General features: G+C 55.3%; 29 protein-coding genes and 4 tRNA genes. All 33 read right to left on the bottom strand.

Annotated elements, in window-relative coordinates; all coding sequences use genetic code 11:
- Positions 1-9 precede the first annotated feature (9 nt).
- Entirely contained in the window at positions 10-324 is a 315-nt protein-coding gene (rplX, locus tag QRN33_RS16505; protein WP_003186046.1) for a 50S ribosomal protein L24, read from the bottom strand.
- An 11-nt stretch (positions 325-335) separates the two neighbouring features.
- Entirely contained in the window at positions 336-704 is a 369-nt protein-coding gene (gene rplN, locus QRN33_RS16500; RefSeq protein ID WP_002555479.1) for a 50S ribosomal protein L14, read from the bottom strand.
- 23 nt (positions 705-727) lie between these two features.
- Entirely contained in the window at positions 728-994 is a 267-nt protein-coding gene (gene rpsQ, locus QRN33_RS16495; protein ID WP_003194644.1) for a 30S ribosomal protein S17, read from the bottom strand.
- Positions 995-996: 2 nt separating this feature from the next.
- Complete coding sequence (gene rpmC, locus QRN33_RS16490) at positions 997-1188, bottom strand: 50S ribosomal protein L29 (protein ID WP_002555481.1); 192 nt, start codon at positions 1186-1188, stop codon at positions 997-999.
- A complete protein-coding gene (rplP, locus tag QRN33_RS16485) occupies positions 1188-1601 on the bottom strand; it encodes a 50S ribosomal protein L16 (protein WP_003228729.1) in 414 nt (137 codons plus the stop codon). The genes rpmC and rplP overlap by 1 nt, the downstream gene beginning before the upstream one ends.
- 12 nt (positions 1602-1613) lie before the next feature.
- Entirely contained in the window at positions 1614-2300 is a 687-nt protein-coding gene (gene rpsC, locus QRN33_RS16480; protein WP_003176422.1) for a 30S ribosomal protein S3, read from the bottom strand.
- Between the two features lie 13 nt (positions 2301-2313).
- Positions 2314-2646, bottom strand: coding sequence for a 50S ribosomal protein L22 (gene rplV, locus QRN33_RS16475; protein ID WP_003103908.1), 333 nt, complete (start codon positions 2644-2646; stop codon positions 2314-2316).
- An 11-nt stretch (positions 2647-2657) separates the two neighbouring features.
- Positions 2658-2933, bottom strand: coding sequence for a 30S ribosomal protein S19 (gene rpsS, locus QRN33_RS16470; RefSeq protein WP_011336172.1), 276 nt, complete (start codon positions 2931-2933; stop codon positions 2658-2660).
- Between the two features lie 16 nt (positions 2934-2949).
- A complete protein-coding gene (rplB, locus tag QRN33_RS16465; RefSeq protein WP_016772943.1) occupies positions 2950-3774 on the bottom strand; it encodes a 50S ribosomal protein L2 in 825 nt (274 codons plus the stop codon).
- Between the two features lie 14 nt (positions 3775-3788).
- Positions 3789-4088 (bottom strand): 50S ribosomal protein L23, encoded by a 300-nt coding sequence (gene rplW / locus QRN33_RS16460; RefSeq protein WP_002555488.1) that lies wholly within the window; start codon positions 4086-4088, stop codon positions 3789-3791.
- Entirely contained in the window at positions 4085-4687 is a 603-nt protein-coding gene (gene rplD, locus QRN33_RS16455; protein WP_003228735.1) for a 50S ribosomal protein L4, read from the bottom strand. The genes rplW and rplD overlap by 4 nt, the downstream gene beginning before the upstream one ends.
- Before the next feature lie 12 nt (positions 4688-4699).
- A complete protein-coding gene (gene rplC / locus QRN33_RS16450) occupies positions 4700-5335 on the bottom strand; it encodes a 50S ribosomal protein L3 (RefSeq protein ID WP_003228738.1) in 636 nt (211 codons plus the stop codon).
- A gap of 80 nt (positions 5336-5415) precedes the next feature.
- Positions 5416-5727 (bottom strand): 30S ribosomal protein S10, encoded by a 312-nt coding sequence (rpsJ, locus tag QRN33_RS16445; RefSeq protein WP_003186070.1) that lies wholly within the window; start codon positions 5725-5727, stop codon positions 5416-5418.
- Between the two features lie 154 nt (positions 5728-5881).
- Positions 5882-7075: an elongation factor Tu gene (gene tuf, locus QRN33_RS16440; RefSeq protein ID WP_024014521.1), complete on the bottom strand. Its 1194-nt coding sequence runs from the start codon at positions 7073-7075 to the stop codon at positions 5882-5884.
- A gap of 31 nt (positions 7076-7106) precedes the next feature.
- Positions 7107-9212 (bottom strand): elongation factor G, encoded by a 2106-nt coding sequence (gene fusA, locus QRN33_RS16435; protein ID WP_016772942.1) that lies wholly within the window; start codon positions 9210-9212, stop codon positions 7107-7109.
- A 30-nt stretch (positions 9213-9242) separates the two neighbouring features.
- Positions 9243-9716 (bottom strand): 30S ribosomal protein S7, encoded by a 474-nt coding sequence (rpsG, locus tag QRN33_RS16430; RefSeq protein WP_016772941.1) that lies wholly within the window; start codon positions 9714-9716, stop codon positions 9243-9245.
- A 107-nt stretch (positions 9717-9823) separates the two neighbouring features.
- Positions 9824-10195 (bottom strand): 30S ribosomal protein S12, encoded by a 372-nt coding sequence (gene rpsL / locus QRN33_RS16425; protein WP_003186084.1) that lies wholly within the window; start codon positions 10193-10195, stop codon positions 9824-9826.
- A 216-nt stretch (positions 10196-10411) separates the two neighbouring features.
- Positions 10412-14611: a DNA-directed RNA polymerase subunit beta' gene (rpoC, locus tag QRN33_RS16420; RefSeq protein WP_042610656.1), complete on the bottom strand. Its 4200-nt coding sequence runs from the start codon at positions 14609-14611 to the stop codon at positions 10412-10414.
- Between the two features lie 64 nt (positions 14612-14675).
- Complete coding sequence (gene rpoB, locus QRN33_RS16415) at positions 14676-18749, bottom strand: DNA-directed RNA polymerase subunit beta (RefSeq protein WP_016772939.1); 4074 nt, start codon at positions 18747-18749, stop codon at positions 14676-14678.
- Between the two features lie 221 nt (positions 18750-18970).
- Positions 18971-19336: a 50S ribosomal protein L7/L12 gene (gene rplL, locus QRN33_RS16410; RefSeq protein ID WP_003228750.1), complete on the bottom strand. Its 366-nt coding sequence runs from the start codon at positions 19334-19336 to the stop codon at positions 18971-18973.
- A gap of 73 nt (positions 19337-19409) precedes the next feature.
- The gene (gene rplJ / locus QRN33_RS16405; protein ID WP_008081912.1) at positions 19410-19910 is read right to left on the bottom strand and encodes a 50S ribosomal protein L10; all 501 of its coding nucleotides are present in this window, start codon (positions 19908-19910) and stop codon (positions 19410-19412) included.
- A 198-nt stretch (positions 19911-20108) separates the two neighbouring features.
- Positions 20109-20804: a 50S ribosomal protein L1 gene (rplA, locus tag QRN33_RS16400; RefSeq protein WP_024014523.1), complete on the bottom strand. Its 696-nt coding sequence runs from the start codon at positions 20802-20804 to the stop codon at positions 20109-20111.
- Positions 20804-21235 carry a 50S ribosomal protein L11 gene (rplK, locus tag QRN33_RS16395; protein ID WP_003176435.1) on the bottom strand — a complete coding sequence of 144 codons (432 nt, stop codon included), beginning with the start codon at positions 21233-21235 and terminating at the stop codon, positions 20804-20806. The genes rplA and rplK overlap by 1 nt, the downstream gene beginning before the upstream one ends.
- A gap of 118 nt (positions 21236-21353) precedes the next feature.
- Positions 21354-21887 carry a transcription termination/antitermination protein NusG gene (gene nusG / locus QRN33_RS16390; RefSeq protein WP_007957598.1) on the bottom strand — a complete coding sequence of 178 codons (534 nt, stop codon included), beginning with the start codon at positions 21885-21887 and terminating at the stop codon, positions 21354-21356.
- Between the two features lie 9 nt (positions 21888-21896).
- Positions 21897-22265: a preprotein translocase subunit SecE gene (secE, locus tag QRN33_RS16385; RefSeq protein ID WP_016772937.1), complete on the bottom strand. Its 369-nt coding sequence runs from the start codon at positions 22263-22265 to the stop codon at positions 21897-21899.
- 45 nt (positions 22266-22310) lie between these two features.
- A tRNA-Trp gene (locus tag QRN33_RS16380) sits at positions 22311-22386 on the bottom strand.
- 53 nt (positions 22387-22439) lie between these two features.
- On the bottom strand, positions 22440-23633 hold the full coding sequence (gene tuf / locus QRN33_RS16375) for an elongation factor Tu (RefSeq protein ID WP_024014521.1): 1194 nt from the start codon (positions 23631-23633) through the stop codon (positions 22440-22442).
- Positions 23634-23718: 85 nt separating this feature from the next.
- Positions 23719-23794: transfer RNA gene (locus tag QRN33_RS16370), tRNA-Thr, on the bottom strand.
- Positions 23795-23820: 26 nt separating this feature from the next.
- Positions 23821-23894, bottom strand: a tRNA-Gly gene (locus tag QRN33_RS16365).
- 25 nt (positions 23895-23919) lie between these two features.
- Positions 23920-24004 (bottom strand) — tRNA-Tyr (locus tag QRN33_RS16360).
- Between the two features lie 142 nt (positions 24005-24146).
- Positions 24147-24578, bottom strand: a complete 432-nt coding sequence (locus tag QRN33_RS16355; protein WP_123420233.1) for an SPOR domain-containing protein — start codon at positions 24576-24578, stop codon at positions 24147-24149.
- Positions 24579-24585: 7 nt separating this feature from the next.
- On the bottom strand, positions 24586-25338 hold the full coding sequence (locus QRN33_RS16350) for a pantothenate kinase (RefSeq protein WP_285409376.1): 753 nt from the start codon (positions 25336-25338) through the stop codon (positions 24586-24588).
- Positions 25328-26281 (bottom strand): bifunctional biotin--[acetyl-CoA-carboxylase] ligase/biotin operon repressor BirA, encoded by a 954-nt coding sequence (birA, locus tag QRN33_RS16345; RefSeq protein ID WP_285409375.1) that lies wholly within the window; start codon positions 26279-26281, stop codon positions 25328-25330. Before birA ends, QRN33_RS16350 begins: the two co-directional genes overlap by 11 nt.
- Positions 26282-26416: the final 135 nt, after the last annotated feature.

Below are 26416 nucleotides of genomic sequence, written 5' to 3'. Positions count from 1 at the left end.
TAGCAGTGTTCAAGCATCAACCGCTTTTTGGGTCGACTTGAAGACACGAATTTTCTTACCGTCTTCTACTTTGAAACCAACGCGGTCAGCCTTGTTGGTTTCGCCGTTGAAGATGGCGACGTTGGAAGCGTGCAGTGGCGCTTCTTTCTCGACGATACCGCCCTGTACGCCCGACATCGGGTTAGGCTTGGTATGACGCTTGACCAGGTTCAGACCGCCAACAACCAGACGGTTGTCAGCAAGAACCTTCAGCACCTTACCGCGCTTACCTTTGTCTTTGCCGGCGATCACGATGATCTCGTCGTCACGACGAATCTTTTGCATGTCGGATCTCCTTACAGCACTTCTGGGGCGAGCGAGACGATCTTCATGAACTTCTCAGTACGAAGTTCACGGGTCACTGGCCCAAAGATACGGGTGCCGATCGGCTCTTGCTTGTTGTTCAGAAGAACAGCAGCGTTGCCATCAAAGCGGATAATGGAGCCATCAGCACGACGTACGCCGTGACGAGTGCGGACTACAACAGCAGTCATCACTTGGCCTTTTTTCACCTTACCGCGCGGAATTGCTTCCTTGACGGTAACTTTGATGATGTCACCGATACCAGCGTAACGACGATGGGAGCCACCCAGCACCTTGATGCACATAACGCGGCGAGCGCCGCTGTTATCGGCCACATCGAGCATGGATTGAGTCTGAATCATATAATTTCTCCGACCCCTAGCCCTTAGACTTCCACAGCGCGTTCGAGAACATCAACCAGCGCCCAAGATTTGGTCTTGGCCATCGGACGAGTTTCACGAATAGTGACTTTGTCGCCGATGTGGCACTGATTGGTTTCGTCGTGCGCGTGCAGCTTAGTCGAACGCTTAACGTATTTACCGTAGATCGGGTGCTTAACGCGACGCTCGATCAGAACGGTGATGGTTTTGTCCATCTTGTCGCTGACAACACGGCCAGTCAGCGTACGGACAGTTTTTTCGGCTTCAGCCATGATCACTTACCTGCCTGCTGGTTGAGCACAGTCTTCACGCGAGCGATGTCACGCTTAACTTGCGAGAGCAGATGAGACTGCCCCAACTGGCCAGTTGCTTTCTGCATGCGCAGATTGAACTGGTCGCGCAGCAGGCCGAGCAGTTGCTCGTTCAGCTGCTGTGCGGATTTTTCACGAAGTTCATTCGCTTTCATCACATCACCGTCCGTTTAACAAAGGAGGTGGCGAGCGGCAGCTTTGCAGCAGCCAGGGCGAAAGCCTCACGCGCCAGCTCTTCAGAAACACCCTCGATTTCATACAGGACTTTGCCTGGCTGAATCTGGGCAACCCAGTACTCCACGTTACCCTTACCTTTACCCATACGAACCTCGAGAGGTTTCTTGGAGATCGGCTTGTCCGGGAATACACGGATCCAGATCTTGCCGCCACGTTTTACGTGACGGGTCAGAGCACGACGCGCTGACTCGATCTGACGAGCGGTGAGACGACCACGAGCAACAGACTTCAGCGCGAACTCGCCGAAGCTGACTTTGCTACCGCGCAGTGCCAGACCACGGTTGTGGCCGGTCATCTGCTTGCGGAACTTCGTACGCTTTGGTTGCAACATTTGGCGTACCCCTTACTTAGCAGCTTTTTTACGAGGCGCTGGTGCTTGTGGTTTCAGTTCTTCTTGGCGACCACCAATAACTTCGCCTTTGAAGATCCAAACCTTTACACCGATCACACCATAAGTGGTGTGAGCTTCGTAGTTGGCATAGTCGATGTCGGCACGCAGGGTGTGCAGTGGCACACGACCTTCGCGATACCATTCAGTACGTGCGATTTCAGCACCGCCGAGACGACCGCTCACTTGGATTTTGATGCCTTTGGCACCAATGCGCATGGCGTTCTGTACAGCGCGCTTCATAGCGCGACGGAACATTACACGACGCTCCAGCTGCTGAGCTACGCTCTGCGCAACCAGCATACCGTCGAGCTCCGGCTTGCGGATCTCTTCGATATTGATGTGCACAGGCACACCCATTTGCTTGGTCAGGTCCTGACGCAGTTTCTCAACATCTTCACCTTTCTTCCCGATAACGATACCTGGACGAGCGGTGTGGATGGTGATGCGTGCAGTTTGGGCCGGACGATGGATATCGATACGGCTTACGGACGCGCTTTTTAGTTTGTCTTGGAGATACTCACGCACTTTCAGATCTGCGAACAAGTAGTCCGCATAAGTCCGACCGTCTGCGTACCAGACGGAGGTGTGCTCCTTGACGATTCCCAGGCGAATGCCAATGGGATGTACTTTCTGACCCATCTCTTCGACTCCGTTACTTGTCAGCAACCTTGACAGTGATATGGCAAGACCGCTTGACGATGCGATCAGCACGGCCTTTGGCACGTGGCATGATGCGCTTCAGCGAACGCCCTTCGTTGACGAAAACGGTGCTGACTTTCAGGTCATCAACGTCTGCGCCTTCGTTATGCTCGGCGTTGGCTACGGCCGACTCCAGCACTTTCTTCATGATCTCGGCGGCTTTCTTACTGCTGAAAGCCAACAGGTTGAGCGCTTCGCCCACCTTCTTCCCGCGGATCTGGTCGGCGACCAAGCGGGCTTTCTGGGCGGAGATTCGAGCGCCCGACAACTTAGCGGCTACTTCCATTTCCTTACCCCTTAACGCTTGGCTTTCTTGTCAGCCACGTGCCCGCGATAGTTGCGGGTACCGGCGAACTCGCCCAGTTTGTGGCCGACCATGTCTTCGTTAACGAGAACTGGGACGTGCTGACGACCGTTGTGTACTGCGATGGTCAGACCGACCATTTGTGGCAGGATCATCGAACGACGCGACCAGGTTTTAATTGGTTTGCGATCGTTCTTTTCCGCCGCCACTTCGATCTTCTTCAGTAGGTGAAGATCAATAAAAGGACCTTTTTTCAGAGAACGTGGCACTGTCGTATCCCTCTATTTACTTGCGACGACGGACGATCATTTTGTCGGTACGCTTATTACCACGAGTCTTCGCGCCCTTAGTCGGGAAGCCCCATGGCGATACCGGATGACGACCACCAGAGGTACGACCTTCACCACCACCATGTGGGTGGTCAACCGGGTTCATGGCAACACCACGAACGGTTGGGCGAACGCCACGCCAGCGTTTGGCACCAGCTTTACCCAGCGAACGCAGGCTGTGCTCGGAGTTCGAGACTTCACCCAGGGTCGCACGGCATTCAGCCAGGACTTTACGCATTTCACCGGAACGCAGACGCAGGGTCACGTAGACACCTTCACGAGCGATCAGCTGAGCCGAAGCACCAGCGGAACGAGCGATCTGTGCACCTTTACCTGGCTTCAATTCGATGCCGTGTACGGTAGAACCGACTGGAATGTTGCGCAGTTGCAGAGCGTTGCCTGGCTTGATTGGAGCCAGAGCGCCTGCGATCAGCTGGTCGCCAGCACTCACGCCTTTAGGGGCGATGATGTAGCGGCGCTCGCCGTCTGCGTAGCAGAGCAGTGCGATGTGAGCAGTACGGTTTGGATCGTATTCGATACGCTCGACAGTGGCGACGATGCCATCTTTGTCGTTGCGACGGAAATCGACCATACGGTAATGCTGCTTATGACCACCACCGATGTGACGAGTGGTAATACGGCCATTGTTGTTACGACCACCAGACTTCGATTTTTTCTCGAGCAGCGGTGCGTGAGGAGCGCCTTTATGCAGCTCCTGGTTGACCACCTTGACCACAAAACGGCGGCCAGGGGAAGTCGGTTTGCATTTAACGATTGCCATGATGCACCCCTTCCTTACTCAGCACTGCTGCTGAAATCGAGATCTTGGCCTGGCTGAAGGGAGATAACTGCCTTCTTCCAGTCATTACGCTTGCCCAGACCGCGAGCAGTGCGCTTGCTCTTACCCAGAACATTCAGGGTAGTGACGCGCTCTACTTTCACGCTGAACAGGCTTTCGACGGCCTTCTTGATTTCCAGCTTGGTTGCATCGGTAGCAACCTTGAAAACGAACTGGCCTTTCTTGTCTGCCAGAACCGTAGCCTTCTCGGAAACGTGCGGGCCAAGCAGAACTTTAAATACGCGTTCCTGGTTCATCCCAGCAGCTCCTCGAATTTCTTCACGGCCGACACGGTGATCAACACCTTGTCGTATGCGATCAGACTAACTGGATCGGAACCTTGCACGTCACGTACATCTACGTGCGGCAGGTTGCGAGCAGCCAGGTACAGGTTCTGATCAACAGCGTCCGACACGATCAGAACGTCGGTCAGGCTCATGTTGTTCAGTTTGCCCAGCAGATCTTTGGTTTTCGGAGTTTCAACAGCGAAATCCTGAACCACGACCAGACGATCAGTACGCACCAGCTCAGCAAGGATGGAACGCATTGCTGCGCGATACATCTTCTTGTTCAGCTTCTGGGAGTGATCCTGTGGACGAGCTGCGAAAGTGGTACCGCCGCCACGCCAGATTGGGCTACGGATAGTACCGGCACGAGCACGGCCAGTACCTTTCTGACGCCATGGGCGCTTGCCGCCACCACGAACGTCGGAACGGGTCTTCTGCTGCTTGCTACCTTGACGGCCGCCGGCCATGTAGGCCACGACTGCTTGGTGAACCAGCGTCTCGTTGAATTCGCCGCCAAATGTCAGTTCGGAAACTTCGATCGCTTGAGCGTCATTTACATTTAATTGCATGTCAGCTTCCCCTTAACCGCGAGCCTTGGCTGCTGGACGTACAACCAGGTTGCCGCCAGTAGCGCCAGGAACAGCACCCTTGACCAACAACAGATTGCGTTCAGCGTCCACGCGCACTACTTCCAGGGACTGCACGGTCACGCGCTCAGCGCCCATATGACCGGACATTTTTTTGCCCTTGAATACACGACCAGGAGTCTGGCACTGGCCGATAGAGCCTGGGACGCGGTGGGATACGGAGTTACCGTGGGTGTTATCTTGCCCGCGGAAATTCCAACGCTTGATCGTACCCTGGAAGCCTTTACCCTTGGACTGACCGGTTACATCAACCAGTTGACCAGCGGCGAAGATTTCAGCGTTGATCAGATCGCCAGCCTGGTACTCGCCTTCTTCAAGACGGAATTCCATGGTGGTGCGACCAGCGGCTACGTTCGCTTTAGCGAAGTGGCCAGCCTGAGCTGCTGTTACACGCGAAGCGCGACGCTCGCCGACAGTGACTTGCACTGCACGATAGCCATCGGTCTCTTCAGTTTTGAACTGGGTGACGCGATTCGGCTCGATCTCAATGACCGTGACCGGAATGGAGACACCTTCTTCGGTGAAAATACGGGTCATACCGCATTTACGACCGACTACACCAATAGTCATGTTGTAAACCTCATGAGTGTACGGGGCTTTCACCCGCTATGGCCGCCCATTTCAGAGCGTTACACGACCAAGACCGAGTCTTAGCCGAGGCTGATCTGCACTTCCACACCGGCCGCAAGATCAAGCTTCATCAGCGCATCAACGGTTTTATCCGTTGGCTGGACGATGTCCAGAACACGCTTATGAGTGCGGATCTCGTACTGGTCACGCGCGTCTTTGTTGACGTGCGGGGAAACCAGAACGGTGAACCGCTCTTTACGGGTAGGCAGTGGAATTGGACCACGCACTTGAGCACCAGTACGTTTCGCGGTTTCCACGATTTCCTGGGTTGATTGGTCGATCAGGCGATGGTCAAAAGCCTTCAACCTGATACGGATTTGCTGATTTTGCATTGGATTTCAGACTCCGGCTGCTATTCCCACCGGGCGCAATACGCCCGTTAAAAGGAGGCGCAATTCTATAGACGCCCCCGATAGGTGTCAACCCAATAAAAAAGCCCCCGCTGAGCGGGGGCTTTTTCAATCCATCAAGCTGACTTTAAAAGTCTTACTCGATGATTTTGGCTACGACGCCAGCGCCGACGGTACGACCGCCTTCACGGATAGCGAAACGCAGACCGTCTTCCATCGCGATGGTTTTGATCAGGGTAACAGTCATCTGAATGTTGTCACCTGGCATTACCATTTCAACGCCTTCTGGCAGCTCGCAGTTACCAGTCACGTCAGTAGTACGGAAGTAGAACTGTGGACGGTAGCCTTTGAAGAACGGAGTGTGACGACCGCCTTCTTCCTTGCTCAGAACGTAAACTTCTGCAGTGAACTTGGTGTGCGGCTTGACCGAACCTGGCTTGACCAGAACCTGGCCACGCTCAACGTCATCACGCTTGGTACCACGCAGCAGAACGCCGCAGTTCTCGCCAGCACGACCTTCGTCGAGCAGCTTGCGGAACATCTCAACACCGGTGCAGGTGGTGGTGGTGGTGTCACGCAGACCAACGATTTCCAGAGCGTCCTGAACGCGAACGATACCGCGCTCGATACGACCAGTCACAACAGTACCGCGACCGGAGATCGAGAATACGTCTTCGATTGGCATCAGGAACGGCTTGTCGATCATACGAACTGGTTCTGGGATGTAGGTATCCAGAGTTTCAACCAGTTTACGAACGGCAGTGGTGCCCATTTCGTTGTCGTCTTTGCCTTCCAGCGCCATACGAGCCGAACCGATGATGATCGGAGTGTCGTCGCCCGGGAAGTCGTAGGTCGACAGCAGGTCACGAACTTCCATCTCAACCAGTTCCAGCAGCTCAGCGTCGTCTACCAGGTCAGCCTTGTTCAGGAAAACCACGATGTACGGAACACCTACCTGACGGGACAGCAGGATGTGCTCACGGGTTTGTGGCATCGGACCATCAGCGGCCGAGCAAACCAGGATCGCGCCGTCCATCTGGGCAGCACCAGTGATCATGTTCTTCACGTAGTCAGCGTGACCTGGGCAGTCAACGTGAGCGTAGTGACGAATAGTCGAGTTGTACTCAACGTGAGCGGTGTTGATGGTGATACCGCGAGCTTTTTCTTCTGGTGCGCTGTCGATCTTGTCGAATTCAACGACGGCCGAACCGAAAACTTCGGAGCAGACGCGAGTCAGAGCAGCAGTCAGAGTGGTTTTACCGTGGTCAACGTGACCAATGGTGCCAACGTTGACGTGCGGTAGGGAACGATCAAATTTTTCTTTAGCCACGACAATTAACTCCTAGCCTAAAGGGGCTGAATCAGCCTTGTTTTTTGGTTACGGATTCGACGATGTGCGACGGAGCCGTATCGTATTTTTTGAATTCCATAGAGTAGCTTGCGCGACCCTGGGACATGGAACGAACGTCGGTCGCATAACCGAACATCTCACCCAGTGGAACCTCGGCACGGATAACCTTGCCGGACACTGTGTCTTCCATACCCTGGATCATGCCGCGACGACGGTTAAGGTCGCCCATCACGTCACCCATATAGTCTTCAGGCGTAACAACCTCTACCGCCATGATCGGCTCGAGCAACTCACCACCGCCCTTCTGGGCCAGTTGCTTGGTCGCCATGGAAGCAGCCACCTTGAACGCCATCTCGTTGGAGTCGACGTCGTGGTAAGAACCATCGAACACGGTAGCCTTCAGGCCGATCAGCGGATAGCCGGCAACTACGCCGTTCTTCATCTGCTCTTCGATACCCTTCTGGATAGCCGGGATGTATTCCTTAGGAACCACACCACCTACAACTTCGTTCACGAATTGCAGACCTTCCTGACCTTCGTCAGCAGGAGCAAAACGGATCCAGCAGTGACCGAACTGGCCGCGACCACCGGACTGACGAACGAACTTGCCTTCGATTTCACAGTTCTTCGTGATGCGCTCACGATACGAAACCTGAGGCTTGCCGATGTTGGCTTCGACGTTGAACTCACGGCGCATCCGGTCAACCAGGATGTCCAGGTGCAGCTCGCCCATGCCGGAGATGATCGTCTGACCAGTCTCTTCATCAGTTTTAACGCGGAAAGACGGGTCTTCCTGAGCGAGCTTGCCCAGAGCGATACCCATTTTCTCCTGGTCATCCTTGGTCTTAGGCTCTACGGCAACCGAAATAACCGGCTCCGGGAAGTCCATGCGAACCAGGATGATTGGCTTGTCAGCGTTGCAGAGGGTTTCACCAGTGGTGACGTCCTTCATGCCGATCAGGGCCGCGATGTCGCCAGCGCGCACTTCCTTGATCTCTTCACGGGCGTTTGCGTGCATTTGCACCATACGACCCACGCGCTCTTTCTTGCCTTTGACCGAGTTGATCACGCCGTCGCCGGAGTTCAACACGCCCGAGTAAACGCGGACGAAGGTCAGAGTACCCACGAATGGGTCGGTAGCGATCTTGAACGCCAGAGCCGCGAAAGGCTCGTTGTCGTCTGCATGACGCTCCATCTCTTCTTCCTCGTTATCAGGGTTGGAACCCTTGATAGCAGGAATGTCGGTCGGAGCAGGCAGGTAGTCGATAACGGCGTCGAGAACCAGGGGAACACCCTTGTTCTTGAACGAAGAACCGCAAACAGCCAGAACGATTTCGCCGGCGATAGTACGCTGACGCAAAGCAGCCTTGATCTCTTCGATCGACAGCTCTTCGCCTTCCAGGTACTTGTTCATCAGCTCTTCGTTGGCTTCGGCAGCAGCCTCAACCATGTTGTTGCGCCACTCTTCAGCCAGCTCTTGCAGCTCGGCAGGAATGTCCTTGCGAACAGGGACCATACCTTTGTCGGAGTCGTTCCAGTAGACAGCTTGCATATTGATCAGATCGATCTGACCCTGGAAGTTGTCTTCGGAACCGATGGCCAACTGGATCGGCACCGGAGTGTGACCCAAACGCTGCTTGATCTGACCGATCACGCGCAGGAAGTTGGCGCCGGCACGGTCCATCTTGTTTACGTAAACAAGACGTGGAACGCCGTATTTGTTGGCTTGACGCCATACGGTTTCCGACTGAGGCTCAACACCCGAAGTACCGCAGAACACAACGACAGCGCCGTCGAGTACGCGCAGGGAACGCTCAACTTCAATGGTGAAGTCAACGTGGCCCGGGGTATCGATTACGTTGAAACGGTGCTCGTGAGAGTACTGCTTCTCGGAACCTTTCCAGAAGGCGGTAATGGCAGCAGAAGTAATGGTAATACCACGCTCCTGCTCCTGAACCATCCAGTCTGTGGTCGCGGCGCCATCATGCACCTCGCCCATTTTGTGACTTTTGCCGGTGTAAAACAGTACGCGCTCGGTGGTGGTGGTTTTACCAGCATCCACGTGAGCAACGATACCGATGTTACGGTAGCGGCTAATCGGAGTAGTACGAGCCATAAAGCCCTCGCAAAATTAGTGAAGCTAAAATTAGAAGCGGTAGTGCGAGAAAGCTTTGTTAGCTTCGGCCATACGGTGCACGTCTTCACGCTTCTTAACAGCAGCACCTTTACCTTCAGCAGCATCCAGCAGTTCGCCAGCCAAACGCAGAGCCATAGACTTCTCGCCGCGCTTACGGGCGAAGTCTACCAACCAGCGCATTGCCAGAGCGTTACGACGGGAAGGACGAACCTCGACCGGAACCTGGTAAGTAGCACCACCAACGCGGCGCGACTTCACTTCGACCAGCGGAGCGATGGCGTCGAGTGCTTTTTCGAAGAGTTCCAGGGGATCGGTGCCAGCCTTACGGGCCGCAACGGTTTCCAGGGCACCATAAACGATACGCTCGGCAACGGCTTTCTTGCCGCTTTCCATAACGTGGTTCATGAATTTGGCGAGGATCTGGCTTCCGTATTTCGGATCGTCCAGAATCTCACGCTTTGCTGCTACGCGACGTCTTGGCATGATAAGCCCTCAAGCGGTCTTCAGGTTAGCTCGGGACAGATCCAGAGGATGCGTGCCCGACCTTACTCTTATCGACTCAATAAAATAAAAATCTGCAAAACGGCCGATTACTTCGGACGCTTGGTACCGTACTTCGAACGACCCTGGTTACGGCCTTTAACGCCGGAAGTATCCAAGGAGCCGCGAACGGTGTGGTAACGAACACCTGGCAAGTCTTTTACACGACCGCCGCGGATCAGTACCACGCTGTGCTCTTGCAGGTTGTGGCCTTCACCGCCGATGTACGAGGAAACCTCGAAACCGTTGGTCAGACGCACACGGCATACTTTACGCAGTGCCGAGTTAGGTTTTTTCGGCGTGGTGGTGTACACACGGGTGCACACGCCACGACGTTGCGGGCAGTTCTGCAGCGCAGGTACGTCGGATTTCTCGACGATACGCTTACGCGGCTGACGTACCAGCTGGTTGATAGTTGCCATCTACTAGCTCCACTGTTGTCTTGCGACGCTATTGTCTTGCAAGAAAAGCAAAATGGCAGGAACGAATTCCCGCCAAATTTAGGGGATCAAGAGTCTAAAGAGGATCTTGATTCCAGTCAAGGCAAGGCCCCGACCTCCCCGCCCGTCGAACCTCGACTAAATGTCTCGATTCGACGAACGGAGCGATCAGGGCCTCACGCTCGTTTATCGCAGAACTCAGTTACCGCTCGAGTTCAGCGCTTCGGTCAGTGCAGCTTCCACTTCACTGGCGCTTACGCGCAACGGCTTGTCGGCATCACGGCGACGCTTGCGCTCGCTGTGATAGGCAAGACCGGTACCGGCCGGGATCAGACGACCCACGACTACGTTTTCTTTCAGGCCGCGCAGGTAATCGCGCTTGCCGGTGACTGCCGCTTCGGTCAGTACGCGGGTGGTTTCCTGGAAGGAAGCCGCCGAGATGAACGATTCGGTGGACAACGACGCCTTGGTGATACCCAGCAGAACGCGAGTGAACTTGGAGACAAACTTGTCTTCCGTGCTCAGACGCTCGTTCTCTACCAGAACGTGAGTCAGTTCCATCTGGTCGCCCTTGATGAAGCTGGAATCGCCGGACTCGGAAATCTCAACTTTACGCAGCATCTGACGCAGGATGGTCTCGATGTGCTTGTCGTTGATCTTCACGCCTTGCAGACGGTAAACGTCCTGGATCTCGTTGACGATGTACTTGGCCAGCGCGCTCACACCCAGCAGACGCAGGATGTCGTGCGGATCGCTTGGGCCGTCGGAGATGACTTCGCCGCGGTTTACCTGCTCGCCTTCGAAGACGTTCAGGTGACGCCACTTCGGAATCAGCTCTTCGTACGGATCGCTACCGTCGTTCGGGGTAATGACCAGACGGCGCTTGCCTTTGGTCTCTTTACCGAACGCGATGGTGCCGCTGACTTCAGCAAGAATCGACGCTTCTTTCGGACGACGGGCTTCGAACAGGTCGGCAACACGCGGCAGACCACCAGTGATGTCACGGGTCTTCGAAGTTTCCTGCGGGATACGAGCGATAACGTCACCGATCGCAATCTTCGCACCGTCAGCCACACCGACCAGGGCGTTGGCTGGCAGGAAGTACTGAGCGATAACGTCAGTGCCTGGCAGCAACAGATCCTTGCCGTTGTCGTCGACCATCTTCACTGCTGGACGGATTTCCTTACCGGCAGCTGGACGATCTTTCGCGTCGAGAACTTCAATGTTGGTCATACCGGTCAATTCGTCAGTCTGACGCTTGATCGTGATGCCTTCTTCCATGCCCACGTAGGTCACGGTACCTTTCATTTCGGTAACGATCGGGTGAGTGTGCGGATCCCACTTGGCCACGATGGCGCCAGCGTCGACCTTGTCACCTTCCTTGACCGAAATCACGGCACCGTACGGCAGCTTGTAACGCTCGCGCTCACGACCGAAGTCATCCGCGATTGCCAGCTCACCGGAACGGGACACAGCAACCAGGTGGCCATCCACTCGCTCAACGTGCTTCAGGTTGTGCAGACGGACAGTACCGCCATTCTTCACCTGAACGCTGTCAGCTGCGGAAGTACGGCTTGCCGCACCACCAATGTGGAACGTACGCATGGTCAGCTGGGTACCCGGCTCACCGATGGACTGGGCAGCGATAACGCCGACCGCTTCACCGATGTTCACCTGGTGACCACGAGCCAGATCACGGCCGTAGCACTTGGCGCAAATGCCATAGCGGGTTTCGCAGCTGATCGGCGAACGCACGATCACTTCGTCGATGCTGTTCAGCTCGATGAACTCGACCCACTTCTCGTCAACCAGAGTGCCGGCAGGAACGATAACGTCCTCGGTACCTGGCTTGAACACGTCACGGGCAATCACACGACCCAATACGCGCTCACCCAACGGCTCTACAACGTCACCGCCTTCAATGTGCGGAGTCATCAGCAGACCGTGTTCGGTGCCGCAATCGATCTCGGTCACTACCAGATCCTGCGCCACGTCTACCAGACGACGAGTCAGGTAACCGGAGTTCGCAGTTTTCAACGCGGTATCCGCCAGACCTTTACGAGCACCGTGAGTCGAGATGAAGTACTGAAGTACGCTCAGACCTTCACGGAAGTTCGCAGTAATCGGCGTTTCAATGATGGAGCCGTCCGGCTTGGCCATCAGACCACGCATACCGGCCAGCTGACGAATCTGTGCTGCGGAACCCCGCGCACCCGAGTCGGCCATCATGTACATCGAGTTGAACGACTCTTGGTCGACTTCGTCGCCGTGACGGTCGATGACTTTCTCTTTCGAGAGGTTGGCCATCATCGCCTTGGAAACTTCATCGTTCGCTTTCGACCAGAGGTCGATCACTTTGTTGTACTTCTCGCCCTGGGTTACCAGGCCGGAGGCGTACTGGCTCTCGATCTCTTTCACTTCGTCGGTGGCTGCACCGATGATGCGGGCTTTTTCGTCCGGGATAACGAAGTCGTTAACACCGATGGAAACGCCGGAGATGGTCGAGTAAGCGAAACCGGTGTACATCAACTGGTCAGCGAAGATCACGGTCTCTTTCAGACCAACCACGCGGTAGCACTGGTTGATCAGCTTGGAGATCGCCTTCTTCTTCATCGGCAGGTTGACGACGTCGAACGACAGACCTTTTGGCACAACCTGGAACAGCAGCGCACGGCCGACGGTGGTGTCGACGATACGGGTACCGCTCACGCTGTTGCCGTCACGATCGTTGACGGTTTCGTTGATACGAACCTTGACCTTGGCATGCAGCGCGGCTTCGCCGGCACGGAATACACGGTCGACTTCCTGCAGATCCGCGAACACACGACCTTCGCCCTTGGCGTTGATCGCTTCACGAGTCATGTAGTACAGACCCAATACAACGTCCTGCGACGGAACGATGATTGGCTCACCGTTGGCTGGCGACAGGATGTTGTTGGTCGACATCATCAACGCACGCGCTTCCAACTGGGCTTCCAGTGTCAGCGGTACGTGCACGGCCATTTGGTCACCGTCGAAGTCGGCGTTGTACGCAGCACAGACCAGAGGGTGCAGCTGGATAGCCTTACCTTCGATCAGTACCGGTTCAAACGCCTGGATACCCAGACGGTGAAGGGTCGGTGCACGGTTGAGAAGAACCGGGTGTTCGCGAATCACTTCAGCGAGAACGTCCCAAACCTCTGGCAGCTCGCGCTCGACCATTTTCTTGGCCGCTTTGATGGTGGTTGCGAGACCACGCATTTCCAGCTTGCCGAAAATGAACGGTTTGAACAGCTCGAGAGCCATCTTCTTCGGCAGACCGCACTGATGCAGACGCAGAGTCGGGCCTACGGTAATAACCGAACGACCGGAGTAGTCAACACGCTTACCGAGCAAGTTCTGACGGAAACGACCTTGCTTACCCTTGATCATGTCAGCCAGGGATTTCAGAGGACGCTTGTTGGAACCTGTGATAGCGCGGCCACGACGACCGTTGTCGAGCAGCGCATCGACCGCTTCCTGCAACATACGCTTTTCGTTGCGCACGATGATGTCCGGCGCGGACAGATCCAGCAGGCGCTTCAAACGGTTGTTACGGTTGATCACTCGACGATACAGATCGTTGAGGTCGGAAGTGGCGAAACGACCGCCATCCAGCGGGACCAGTGGACGCAGATCTGGCGGCAGAACCGGCAGAACGGTCAGCACCATCCACTCTGGCAGGTTGCCGGAACCCTGGAAGGCTTCCATCAACTTCAGACGCTTGGACAGCTTCTTGATCTTGGTTTCCGAGTTGGTTTGCGGAATCTCTTCGCGCAGACGGCCAATCTCGTGTTCCAGGTCGATAGCGTGCAGCAGTTCACGGACGGCTTCGGCACCCATGCGGGCGTCGAAATCGTCACCGAACTCTTCCAGCGCTTCGAAATACTGCTCGTCGTTCAGCAGCTGACCTTTTTCAAGGGTGGTCATGCCTGGATCGATAACGACATAGCTCTCGAAGTAGAGAACGCGTTCGATATCACGCAGGGTCATGTCCATCAGCAAGCCGATACGGGACGGCAGCGATTTCAGGAACCAGATGTGGGCAACCGGCGAAGCCAGTTCGATGTGCGCCATGCGCTCACGACGAACCTTGGCCAGTGCAACTTCAACGCCGCACTTCTCGCAGATCACACCACGGTGCTTCAAGCGCTTGTACTTACCGCACAGGCACTCGTAATCCTTTACCGGGCCAAAGATCTTGGCGCAGAACAGACCATCACGCTCAGGTTTGAACGTACGGTAGTTGATGGTTTCCGGCTTTTTAACTTCACCGAACGACCACGAACGGATCATCTCCGGCGAGGCCAATCCGATACGGATGGCGTCGAACTCTTCGACTTGACCCTGGTTTTTCAGCAAATTCAGTAGGTCTTTCAAGGCCTTTCCTCCTGGCGGAGCAGAGAGCGGGCAATCCTGCCCCGCTCTCGATTCGCGTCACGTGTTATTCGGTTTCCAGATCGATATCGATGCCGAGGGAACGAATTTCCTTGATCAACACGTTGAAGGACTCGGGCATGCCCGGCTCCATACGGTGATCGCCATCCACGATGTTCTTGTACATCTTGGTACGGCCGTTCACATCGTCCGACTTCACTGTGAGCATTTCTTGCAGAGTGTAAGCAGCACCGTATGCTTCCAGTGCCCAGACCTCCATCTCCCCGAAACGCTGACCACCGAACTGCGCCTTACCACCCAGCGGCTGCTGGGTAACCAGGCTGTAAGAACCGGTAGAACGCGCGTGCATCTTGTCGTCTACCAAGTGGTTCAGCTTCAGCATGTACATGTAGCCAACGGTAACTGGACGCTCGAACTTGTTGCCGGTACGGCCGTCGGTCAGCTGCATCTGGCCGCTTTCCGGCAGGTCTGCCAGTTTCAGCATGGCCTTGATTTCGCTTTCCTTGGCGCCGTCGAACACTGGAGTGGCCATTGGAACGCCGCCACGCAGGTTGTTCGCCAGATCGAGGATTTCCTGATCGGAGAAGCTGTCCAGGTCTTCGTTACGACCGCCGATCTGGTTGTAGATCTCGTCCAGGAAGGTGCGCAGCTCAGCCACTTTACGCTGCTCTTCGACCATCCGGTTGATCTTCTCGCCCAGACCTTTGGCCGCGAGGCCCAGGTGGGTTTCGAGAATCTGACCAACGTTCATACGCGAAGGTACGCCCAGCGGGTTGAGGACCACGTCGACCGGAGTGCCATTGGCATCGTGCGGCATGTCTTCAACCGGCATGATCACGGAGACCACACCCTTGTTACCGTGACGACCGGCCATCTTGTCGCCCGGCTGGATGCGGCGACGGATTGCCAGGTAAACCTTGACGATTTTCAGCACGCCTGGAGCCAGGTCATCGCCCTGCTGCAGTTTGCGCTTCTTGTCTTCGAACTTGTCGTCCAGCAGACGGCGACGATCAACGATGTAGGCCTGAGCCTTCTCGAGCTGCTCGTTCAGAGCATCTTCAGCCATGCGCAGTTTGAACCACTGGCCGTGCTCAAGACCGTCGAGAACTTCGTCGGTGATGTCCTGACCTTTCTTCAGGCCGGCGCCGCCTTCGGCCTTGTGGCCTACCAGAGCGGAACGCAGACGCTCGAAAGTCGCGCCTTCAACGATGCGGAACTCTTCGTTCAGATCCTTGCGGATCTCGTCCAGCTGGGACTTCTCGATCGACAGTGCACGAGCATCACGCTCAACGCCGTCACGGGTGAAGACCTGTACGTCAATGACGGTACCTTTGGTGCCGGTTGGCACGCGCAGGGAGGTGTCTTTAACGTCGCTGGCTTTTTCACCGAAGATTGCACGCAGCAGTTTTTCTTCCGGAGTCAGCTGGGTCTCGCCTTTCGGAGTGACCTTGCCGACCAGGATGTCGCCTGCGCCTACTTCAGCACCTACGTAAACGATACCGGCTTCGTCCAGCTTGTTCAGTGCAGCTTCACCCACGTTCGGGATGTCCGCAGTGATTTCCTCTGGGCCAAGCTTGGTGTCACGAGCCACACAGGTCAGTTCCTGAATGTGGATCGTGGTGAAGCGGTCTTCCTGAACCACACGCTCGGACAGGCAGATGGAGTCTTCGAAGTTGAAGCCGTTCCATGCCATGAACGCGATGCGCATGTTCTGACCCAGCGCCAGTTCACCCATGTCGGTGGACGGACCGTCGGCCATGATGTCGCTACGCTGAACGCGATCACCTTTACGCACCAGCGGACGCTGGTTGATGCAAGTGTTCTGGTTCGAGCGGGTGTATTTGGTCAGGTTGTAGATGTCGACACCGGCTTCACCGGTTTCAACTTCGTCATCGGCAACACGAACCACGATACGGCTGGCGTCGACGGAATCGATCACGCCACCACGACGAGCCACGACGCAAACGCCGGAGTCACGGGCTACGTTACGCTCCATGCCGGTACCTACCAGCGGCTTGTCAGCGCGCAGGGTCGGTACAGCTTGACGCTGCATGTTCGAACCCATCAACGCACGGTTGGCGTCGTCGTGCTCGAGGAACGGGATCAGCGACGCTGCAACCGACACAACCTGCTTCGGCGAAACGTCCATCAAGGTGACGTCTTCCGGCGCCTTGACGGTGAATTCGTTCAGGTGACGTACGGCTACCAGTTCGTCGATCAGGACTTTCTGCTCGTTCATGGTCGCCGAAGCCTGCGCGATCACGTGATCGGCTTCTTCGATAGCGGACAGGAACACGATCTCGTCGGTCACCACGCCCTCTTTCACCACGCGGTACGGGCTTTCCAGGAAGCCGTACTGGTTGGTGCGAGCGTACGCAGCCAGCGAGTTGATCAGACCGATGTTCGGACCTTCCGGCGTTTCAATCGGGCAGACACGACCGTAGTGAGTCGGGTGTACGTCACGGACTTCGAAGCCTGCGCGCTCACGAGTCAGACCACCAGGGCCGAGTGCGGAGACACGACGCTTGTGGGTGATCTCGGACAGCGGGTTGTTCTGGTCCATGAACTGCGAGAGCTGGCTGGAACCGAAGAACTCTTTCACCGCCGCAGCCACTGGCTTGGCGTTGATCAGGTCTTGCGGCATCAGGCCTTCGCTTTCAGCCATCGACAGACGCTCTTTGACCGCACGCTCAACACGTACCAGGCCAACGCGGAACTGGTTCTCGGCCATTTCGCCTACGCAGCGAACACGACGGTTACCCAGGTGGTCGATGTCATCGACGATGCCTTTACCGTTACGGATGTCGACCAGAGTCTTCAGTACCGCGACGATGTCTTCCTTGCACAGCACGCCCGAACCTTCGATCTCGGTACGACCGATACGACGGTTGAACTTCATCCGGCCGACCGCAGACAGGTCATAGCGCTCAGGGCTGAAGAACAGGTTGTTGAACAGGGTCTCGGCAGCGTCTTTGGTTGGCGGCTCGCCTGGACGCATCATGCGATAGATCTCGACCAGCGCTTCCAATTGGTTGCTGGTGGAGTCGATCTTCAGCGTGTCGGAGACGAACGGACCGCAGTCGATGTCGTTGGTGTACAGGGTCTCGATGCGAACGACCTGAGCCTTGGCGATTTTTGCCAGGACTTCAGTGTTCAGCTCGGTGTTGCATTCAGCCAGGATTTCGCCAGTGGCCGGGTGCACGATAGCCTTGGCAGTGGTGCGGCCGAGGACGTAATCCAGTGGCACATCCAGCGTCTTGATACCGGCTTTTTCGATCTGGTTGATGTGGCGCGCGGTAATACGGCGGCCCTGCTCAACGATGACCTTGCCCTTCTCGTCCTGGATGTCCAGAACCGCAACTTCACCACGCAGACGCGATGGCACCAGTTCCAGGCTGAGGGTTTCGCCGCTCAGGTGGAATACGTTGGTGGTGTAGAACGCGTCCAGCACTTCTTCAGTGGTGTAACCGAGTGCGCGCAGCAGTACCGAAGCCGGCAGCTTGCGACGACGGTCGATACGCACGAAGACGCAGTCTTTCGGGTCGAACTCGAAGTCCAGCCACGAACCGCGGTAAGGAATGATGCGAGCCGAGTACAGCAGTTTGCCGGAGCTGTGCGTCTTGCCGCGGTCGTGGTCGAAGAACACGCCCGGGGAACGGTGCAGCTGGGAAACGATAACACGCTCGGTACCGTTGATTACGAAGGTACCGTTCTCAGTCATCAGGGGGATTTCACCCATGTAGACTTCTTGCTCTTTGATGTCCTTGATCGCTTTGTTCGACGATTCTTTGTCGAAAATGATCAGGCGCACTTTTACCCGCAAAGGTACGGCGAAAGTTACACCGCGCAATACGCATTCTTTGACATCAAATGCCGGTTCGCCCAGGCGATAACCGACGTACTCCAGCGCAGCATTGCCGGAGTAGCTGATGATCGGGAAAACGGATTTGAAGGCCGCATGCAGGCCCACGTCGCGGAACTGATCTTTAGTCGCTCCCGCTTGCAAGAATTCACGATACGAATCCAGCTGGATGGCCAGGAGGTAAGGCACATCCATGACGTCCGGCAACTTGCTAAAGTCCTTGCGGATACGTTTTTTCTCAGTATATGAGTAAGCCATCAGCGTTCCCCAGCTTGGTCACCTGCTTGTTTGGCCCCTCCCGACGGGAGCAGCCAGAAAATCGTGCAAACCCCATGGTTTGCGCCACCGCATCGGGTGGTTACAGCGCCTTTATCGGCACCGACCCAGTCGGCTGCCAATAACGGAAAAAGGCCGGTGGCAAGAGCCACCAGCCATCAGCCTGTCGCTTGACGCTCGGGCTGGAGGAGCAAAGTCGATGCTTACTTCAGCTCGACTTTAGCGCCTGCTTCTTCCAGCTTCTTCTTGGCGTCTTCAGCCGCTTCTTTCGAAACGCCTTCAGCTACAACCTGAGGAGCGCCGTCTACTTTCTCTTTGGCTTCTTTCAGGCCCAGACCGGTCAGTTCGCGAACTGCCTTGATCACGTTAACCTTCTTCTCGCCAGCTTCCAGCAGAACAACGTTGAACTCGGTTTGCTCTTCAACAACAGCGGCAGCAGCAGCTGGACCAGCCGAAGCAGCAGCAGCGGTAACACCGAAGGTTTCTTCCATCGCTTTGATCAGCTCAACGATTTCCACTACGGATTTCTGGCCGATTGCTTCGATGATTTGTTCGTTAGTCAGAGACATGACTCAATTCCTGAATTGGGGGACGGCCTACGCGACCATCGAAATAAACAAAAAACGCGAGAAGTGACGAGCCTTAGGCTGCGGCAGCTTCTTTCTGGTCGCGAATTGCCGCCAGAGTACGAGCCAATTTGCTGGTAGCGCCTTGAATCACGCTCATCAGCTGAGAAATTGCTTCGTCACGGGTCGGCAGAGTTGCCAGTACGTCGATCTGATTAGCTGCGAGGAACTTGCCCTCGAACGCAGCTGCCTTGATCTCGAACTTGTCCTGACCCTTGGCAAACTCTTTGAAGATACGGGCAGCAGCGCCCGGATGTTCGTTCGAGAATGCAATCAGGGTCGGGCCGGTGAACACGTCGTTGAGGACACTGTATTGAGTGTCAGCAACAGCGCGCTTGAGCAGGGTGTTACGTACAACACGTACGTAAACGCCAGCTTCACGAGCCTCTTTACGGAGTCCGGTCATTGCGCCTACTGTTACGCCACGTGCATCAACCACGACAGCGGACAGAGCGACTTTGGCAGCCTCGTTGACTTCAGCGACGATGGCCTTCTTGTCTTCGAGATTAATTGCCACGGGTTTAACTCCTGCTTGTTACCGTTTCATTCGATCGGAACCGAATGTCGTTTTGGTGTCTGATTCGGTAAGGAACCGGGAGCACCATCTGCGTAGGCTTGAGGTTTAAGGCTTACGCCGCCTACGGTCTTGGATAGCCCCCGCCAGGCAGGGACCCCAATCTTTCAATTGGCGCGGTAATCCGCGCCAACCTTTGTCTTACGCGTCGAGCGAGCTCTGGTCGATAACCAGACCTGGGCCCATGGTGGTGCTCAGGGTAACGCGCTTGACGTAAATGCCTTTCGAAGAAGCTGGCTTGATACGCTTCAGATCAGCGATCAGGGCTTCAACGTTTTCCTTCAGCTTGACGGCGTCGAAGCCGATCTTGCCAACGGAAGTGTGGATGATGCCGTTTTTGTCGGTGCGATAACGAACCTGACCAGCCTTGGCGTTTTTAACCGCGTTGGCTACGTCTGGAGTTACGGTGCCGACTTTCGGGTTAGGCATCAGGCCGCGTGGACCGAGAATCTGACCCAACTGACCTACAACGCGCATGGCATCCGGGGATGCGATCACTACGTCATAGTTCAGGTCGCCGCCTTTCATTTCGGCAGCCAGGTCGTCCATACCTACACGGTCAGCGCCGGCAGCCAGAGCGGCCTCAGCAGCTGGACCCTGGGTGAACACAGCAACGCGAACGGTCTTGCCAGTGCCGTGCGGCAGCACAGTAGCGCTACGAACAACCTGGTCGGATTTACGTGGGTCTACGCCCAGGTTTACAGCAACGTCGAACGACTCGCTGAACTTGACAGTCGACAGCTCGGCCAGCAGAGCAGCGGCGTCTACAATGTTGTAGGCCTTGCCTGCTTCGATTTTGCCGGCGATAGCCTTTTGACGCTTGGTCAGCTTAGCCATTACACACCCTCCACGTTAAGGCCCATGCTACGAGCAGAACCGGCGATAGTACGCACGGCTGCATCCATATCAGCTGCAGTCAGATCCGCGTTTTTGGTTTTCGCGATTTCTTCCAGCTGAGCACGGGTAACGGTGCCAACCTTAACGGTGTTCGGACGAGCGGAACCGCTGGTCAGACCGGCCGCCTTCTTCAGCAGAACCGAAGCAGGGGTGGATTTGGTTTCGAAAGTGAAGCTACGGTCGCTATAGACAGTGATGATCACTGGAGTCGGCAGACCTGGCTCAAGACCCTGGGTACGGGCGTTGAAAGCCTTGCAGAATTCCATGATGTTCACGCCGTGCTGACCCAGAGCAGGACCAACAGGTGGACTTGGGTTAGCCTGAGCGGCCTTCACTTGCAGCTTGATGTAAGCGGTAATCTTCTTGGCCATGAGGCACTCCAATTACGGGTTCGAACGCCTCGGAAGGCTCCCCGGTTACTTGCGCGTTTATCCCAGTGACGACAAAACCCCACAGCCTAAGGCTGCGGGGTTGGGATTGCTTGTCCAGCTAGACCTTCTCGACCTGACTGAACTCGAGCTCCACCGGAGTAGAGCGACCGAAAATGAGCACCGCCACTTGGATCCGGCTCTTTTCGTAGTTAACTTCTTCCACAACACCATTGAAATCGGCGAATGGACCGTCGTTGACACGTACCGTCTCACCTGGCTCGAACAACGTCTTCGGCTTAGGCTTGTCACTACCATCAGCAACGCGACGCAGAATCGCTTCTGCCTCTTTATCGGTAATTGGTGCAGGCTTGTCGGCAGTACCGCCGATGAAACCCATCACCCGAGGAGTATCCTTGACCAAGTGCCAAGTACCCTCGTTCATATCCATCTGGACCAGCACATAGCCTGGGAAGAACTTCCGCTCGCTTTTGCGCTTCTGGCCGTTACGCATCTCAACCACTTCTTCAGTGGGAACCAGAATCTCGCCGAAGCCATCTTCCATGCCAGCCAGCTTTACGCGCTCGATCAGCGAGCGCATCACATGCTTCTCGTAACCCGAGTAAGCATGCACAACATACCAACGCTTAGCCACGGGACACCCTTAGCCGACAATCAAGGAAACAAGCCAGCCGAGCAGGGAATCAAGCCCCCACAACAGCAACGCCATAACCAGAACAACAGCCACGACAATCAGCGTGGTCTGCGTGGTTTCTTGGCGAGTTGGCCACACGACTTTACGAATCTCGGTGCGAGCTTCCTTAACCAGTACAAAGAAAGACTTGCCCTTCGCGGTCTGCAGGCCTACAAAGGCAGCTACAGCAGCAATGGCAAGCAAAGCAAGTACGCGGTACAGGATCGGCGAAGCAGCGTAATACTGATTGCCAACAACGCCAACAACCACCAAAGCGACTACTACAAGCCACTTGAGCAGATCGAAGCGAGAGCCTTGAGCTTCAGCTTTAGGAGTCATCTATGAAGATCCTGTGAAAAGAAAGCCAGACACACCGAGTGAATCTGGCAGGTCAGGAGGGAATCGAACCCCCAACCTACGGTTTTGGAGACCGTCGCTCTGCCAATTGAGCTACTGACCTAAAACAAAATCAGGCCGACCATTATGCCGGCCCGAAAAATACATTACAACCGCTTATTCGATGATTTTGGCTACGACGCCTGCGCCGACGGTACGACCGCCTTCACGGATAGCGAAACGCAGACCGTCTTCCATCGCGATGGTTTTGATCAGGGTAACAGTCATCTGAATGTTGTCACCTGGCATTACCATTTCAACGCCTTCTGGCAGCTCGCAGTTACCAGTCACGTCAGTAGTACGGAAGTAGAACTGTGGACGGTAGCCTTTGAAGAACGGAGTGTGACGACCGCCTTCTTCCTTGCTCAGAACGTAAACTTCTGCAGTGAACTTGGTGTGCGGCTTGACCGAACCTGGCTTGACCAGAACCTGGCCACGCTCAACGTCATCACGCTTGGTACCACGCAGCAGAACGCCGCAGTTCTCGCCAGCACGACCTTCGTCGAGCAGCTTGCGGAACATCTCAACACCGGTGCAGGTGGTGGTGGTGGTGTCACGCAGACCAACGATTTCCAGAGCGTCCTGAACGCGAACGATACCGCGCTCGATACGACCAGTCACAACAGTACCGCGACCGGAGATCGAGAATACGTCTTCGATTGGCATCAGGAACGGCTTGTCGATCATACGAACTGGTTCTGGGATGTAGGTATCCAGAGTTTCAACCAGTTTACGAACGGCAGTGGTGCCCATTTCGTTGTCGTCTTTGCCTTCCAGCGCCATACGAGCCGAACCGATGATGATCGGAGTGTCGTCGCCCGGGAAGTCGTAGGTCGACAGCAGGTCACGAACTTCCATCTCAACCAGTTCCAGCAGCTCAGCGTCGTCTACCAGGTCAGCCTTGTTCAGGAAAACCACGATGTACGGAACACCTACCTGACGGGACAGCAGGATGTGCTCACGGGTTTGTGGCATCGGACCATCAGCGGCCGAGCAAACCAGGATCGCGCCGTCCATCTGGGCAGCACCAGTGATCATGTTCTTCACGTAGTCAGCGTGACCTGGGCAGTCAACGTGAGCGTAGTGACGAATAGTCGAGTTGTACTCAACGTGAGCGGTGTTGATGGTGATACCGCGAGCTTTTTCTTCTGGTGCGCTGTCGATCTTGTCGAATTCAACGACGGCCGAACCGAAAACTTCGGAGCAGACGCGAGTCAGAGCAGCAGTCAGAGTGGTTTTACCGTGGTCAACGTGACCAATGGTCCCAACGTTGACGTGGGGCAGGGAACGATCAAATTTTTCCTTAGCCATCGATATCACCCTCTACAGAAGAAATTAGACAAACAATATCTACCATTAAAACAAAGGCAGATATTTTCATATCTGCCTTGTTATATGGAGCTCTTGAGCGGATTTGAACCGCTGACCTCACCCTTACCAAGGGTGTGCTCTACCAACTGAGCTACAAGAGCAAAACCCTTTGCACAACCTGCAAACTTGGAGCGGGTAGCGGGAATCGAACCCGCATCATCAGCTTGGAAGGCTGAGGTTCTACCACTAAACTATACCCGCGGAGCCTGCAGCTCACGCTTAAATCTGGTGGAGGGAGAAGGATTCGAACCTTCGAAGTCGTAGACGTCAGATTTACAGTCTGATCCCTTTGGCCGCTCGGGAACCCCTCCTAATCAGGCCGGCATTCTATATCATGCCAAACCCCTGTCAAGCATTTTCTCATTTAAAAACCTGAGGTTAGCTGCGTTGACACACTTCACACTGAATGCCGATTAAGGTGTTCGCTGTGGAGCGGGCGCCATTCTATGCAAACTATTGAACAGGTGCAACCCCTTCGCACAGCATTATTTTATGTTTTAACTCATTGAATTCCTTGGAAAGGTTTTGCAACTGTTGATCGCCCAACAATCGCTGGCCATCTGGTGGAACTGCCAGCCAGTAACCGCTTCCGGCAGCATCTTTCGGCACGGATTGCACATTGACTCTCATCGCCACCAGGCGCTGCTGCAGCTGGGCAACTGAATCCTCATCAGAAAATCCGCCAAGGAACAGACATTGTTGACGCGCAGCACCTTCCGCCCTGCGCCCTTCGCCGGCTGTTTCGCTCAGCAGACGAATATCTTGCTGCGAACCGCGATACAAATTCAGAGGCGTCACGTCCTTGGCTCGCAAGGGCGCTTCCTGCTGATGCCAGACGTAGTAAAAACCATTGAGAACAACAAGCAGCAGAAACAACCAACGCATATAAACCTCAGGACAAGGGACACGCCATGGCCAAGCCGACAAAAACCAGGTCGGGCACCACCTTGGCCTCAGGCACGACGCCATCCACCAACTCAGCGTCTCCTCCCGTAACGAAGACCATGAAGTTTTCGCCCCAATATGCTCGAGCCAGCTCTAATTGAGTGAGCACGAAGCCCCTCAGCATCAGAGAACAACCGCGCTCTACCGCCTCTACGGTGGTCCGTCCCGGCACATGACTGGAAAGGGCCCGCTCAGCCGCCTCATCACCATAACGAATTTTGCGCGTATGGGTGCGCAGCTGGTTTCGCATCAATGGCATACCAGGACAGATGAACCCACCGAGATGCTCCCCGTCCGCCGCAACAAAATCAGCAGTGACAGCCGTACCGAAGTCGAGAATCAGGCAAGCATTGCCGGCAGCCAAGTGAAAGCCCCCAAGCATCGCCAGCCAGCGATCAAGCCCCAAGCGCTCATAATTTTCATAGCCGTTACGAACGCCAGACATCTCGCGCGCGGATTTCGCACATACGACAGGGATACCGAATTCCCGCTCTATAAGCTCAATTAACGCGCTGGTTTCCTCATCAGTCCTGACACTTACCAAACGACAGTTGCGCAGTGAGAGCGACTTTATGATCCGCAGGCTCTCAATTAAAGCTTGATTGGAATCTACAACCCCTTCCGAGACCACTCCGCTCGCCCCGGCATTCAGGACGCGCCATTTTATAAAGCTGTTGCCGCAGTCAAGCTCAAGAATCATCACGCAACCTCAGGCTGAGCTCTCCACCACTGAAGACTTTTTCAACACCGTCTACGTTCAAGCGCAACCCGCCCTGGCTATCAATGCCGAGTACAACCCCGTCGACCTGACTGTTACCAGCAATCAACGAAACGGCGCGCCCCTGCCAAAGATGGTTTTCCGCCCATTCTGCGTGCAGACCAGCGAAGCCATTGGCTTGGTGCTTATCAATGTAAGCGCTCAATTGATTACTTAACTGAGTCACTAAAGCATTGCGATCACAGGCTCGCCCAGACTCAAGCCTTATGGAGGTCCATTGCTGGTCGACCTCGTCAGCAACCTGCATATTCACATTGATTCCTATGCCCAGCACCACATGACAGACATCCGCCGGATCTCCGACGAGCTCAAGTAGAATCCCGGCGATCTTCTTATTACCCACCAAAACATCATTGGGCCACTTCAAACCGGCATTCGGTACACCCGCATTTCGCAAGGTCTGCATAACGGCCAAGCCAACAACAAGGCTCAACCCTTCAAGCTGACGCATGCCCCCATCGATACGGAGGACGAGGCTGTAGTAAAGGTTTTCTGCAAATGGGCTCACCCACCTACGACCACGACGACCACGCCCTGCCAATTGTCGCTCCGCCAGCACCAAAAATGGCGCAGGAGTGCCTTCACCAACGGAGCGCAGAGCTTCGGCATTTGTCGAATCGACAGAATCAAACACAGTCACAGGCCACTGAGGCGCCCTTCTGGCTATTTCCACAGGATCAAGCAGCATTAAAGGCGCCGACAATTGATATCCGCGACCGCGGACTTTATGGATCGACAGGCCCAGCTCAGCTTCAAGCTGCTGCAACTGCTTCCATACAGCACTTCGGCTAATTCCCAGGGCAGTCCCCAAGTCCTGTCCGGAATGGAATCGCCCATCCTTCAGAAGATCCAACAACGTCAACATGCAGGTTTCGCCTCACAATGAGGCCCGAATGATAGCCATGCCCCGGGCCGTTGCATAGAAATCAAGCAGACACATTTCTTGCAGGCAAAACAAAACCCCAACTGCTTTCGCAATTGGGGTTTCGGAATTTAATCT

The organism is Pseudomonas sp. FR229a (assembly GCF_030209115.1).
Lineage (GTDB): Bacteria > Pseudomonadota > Gammaproteobacteria > Pseudomonadales > Pseudomonadaceae > Aquipseudomonas > Aquipseudomonas moraviensis_A.
Note: the sequence above shows the minus strand (reverse complement) of the source record. Positions and strands in the feature narration are given on the sequence as shown.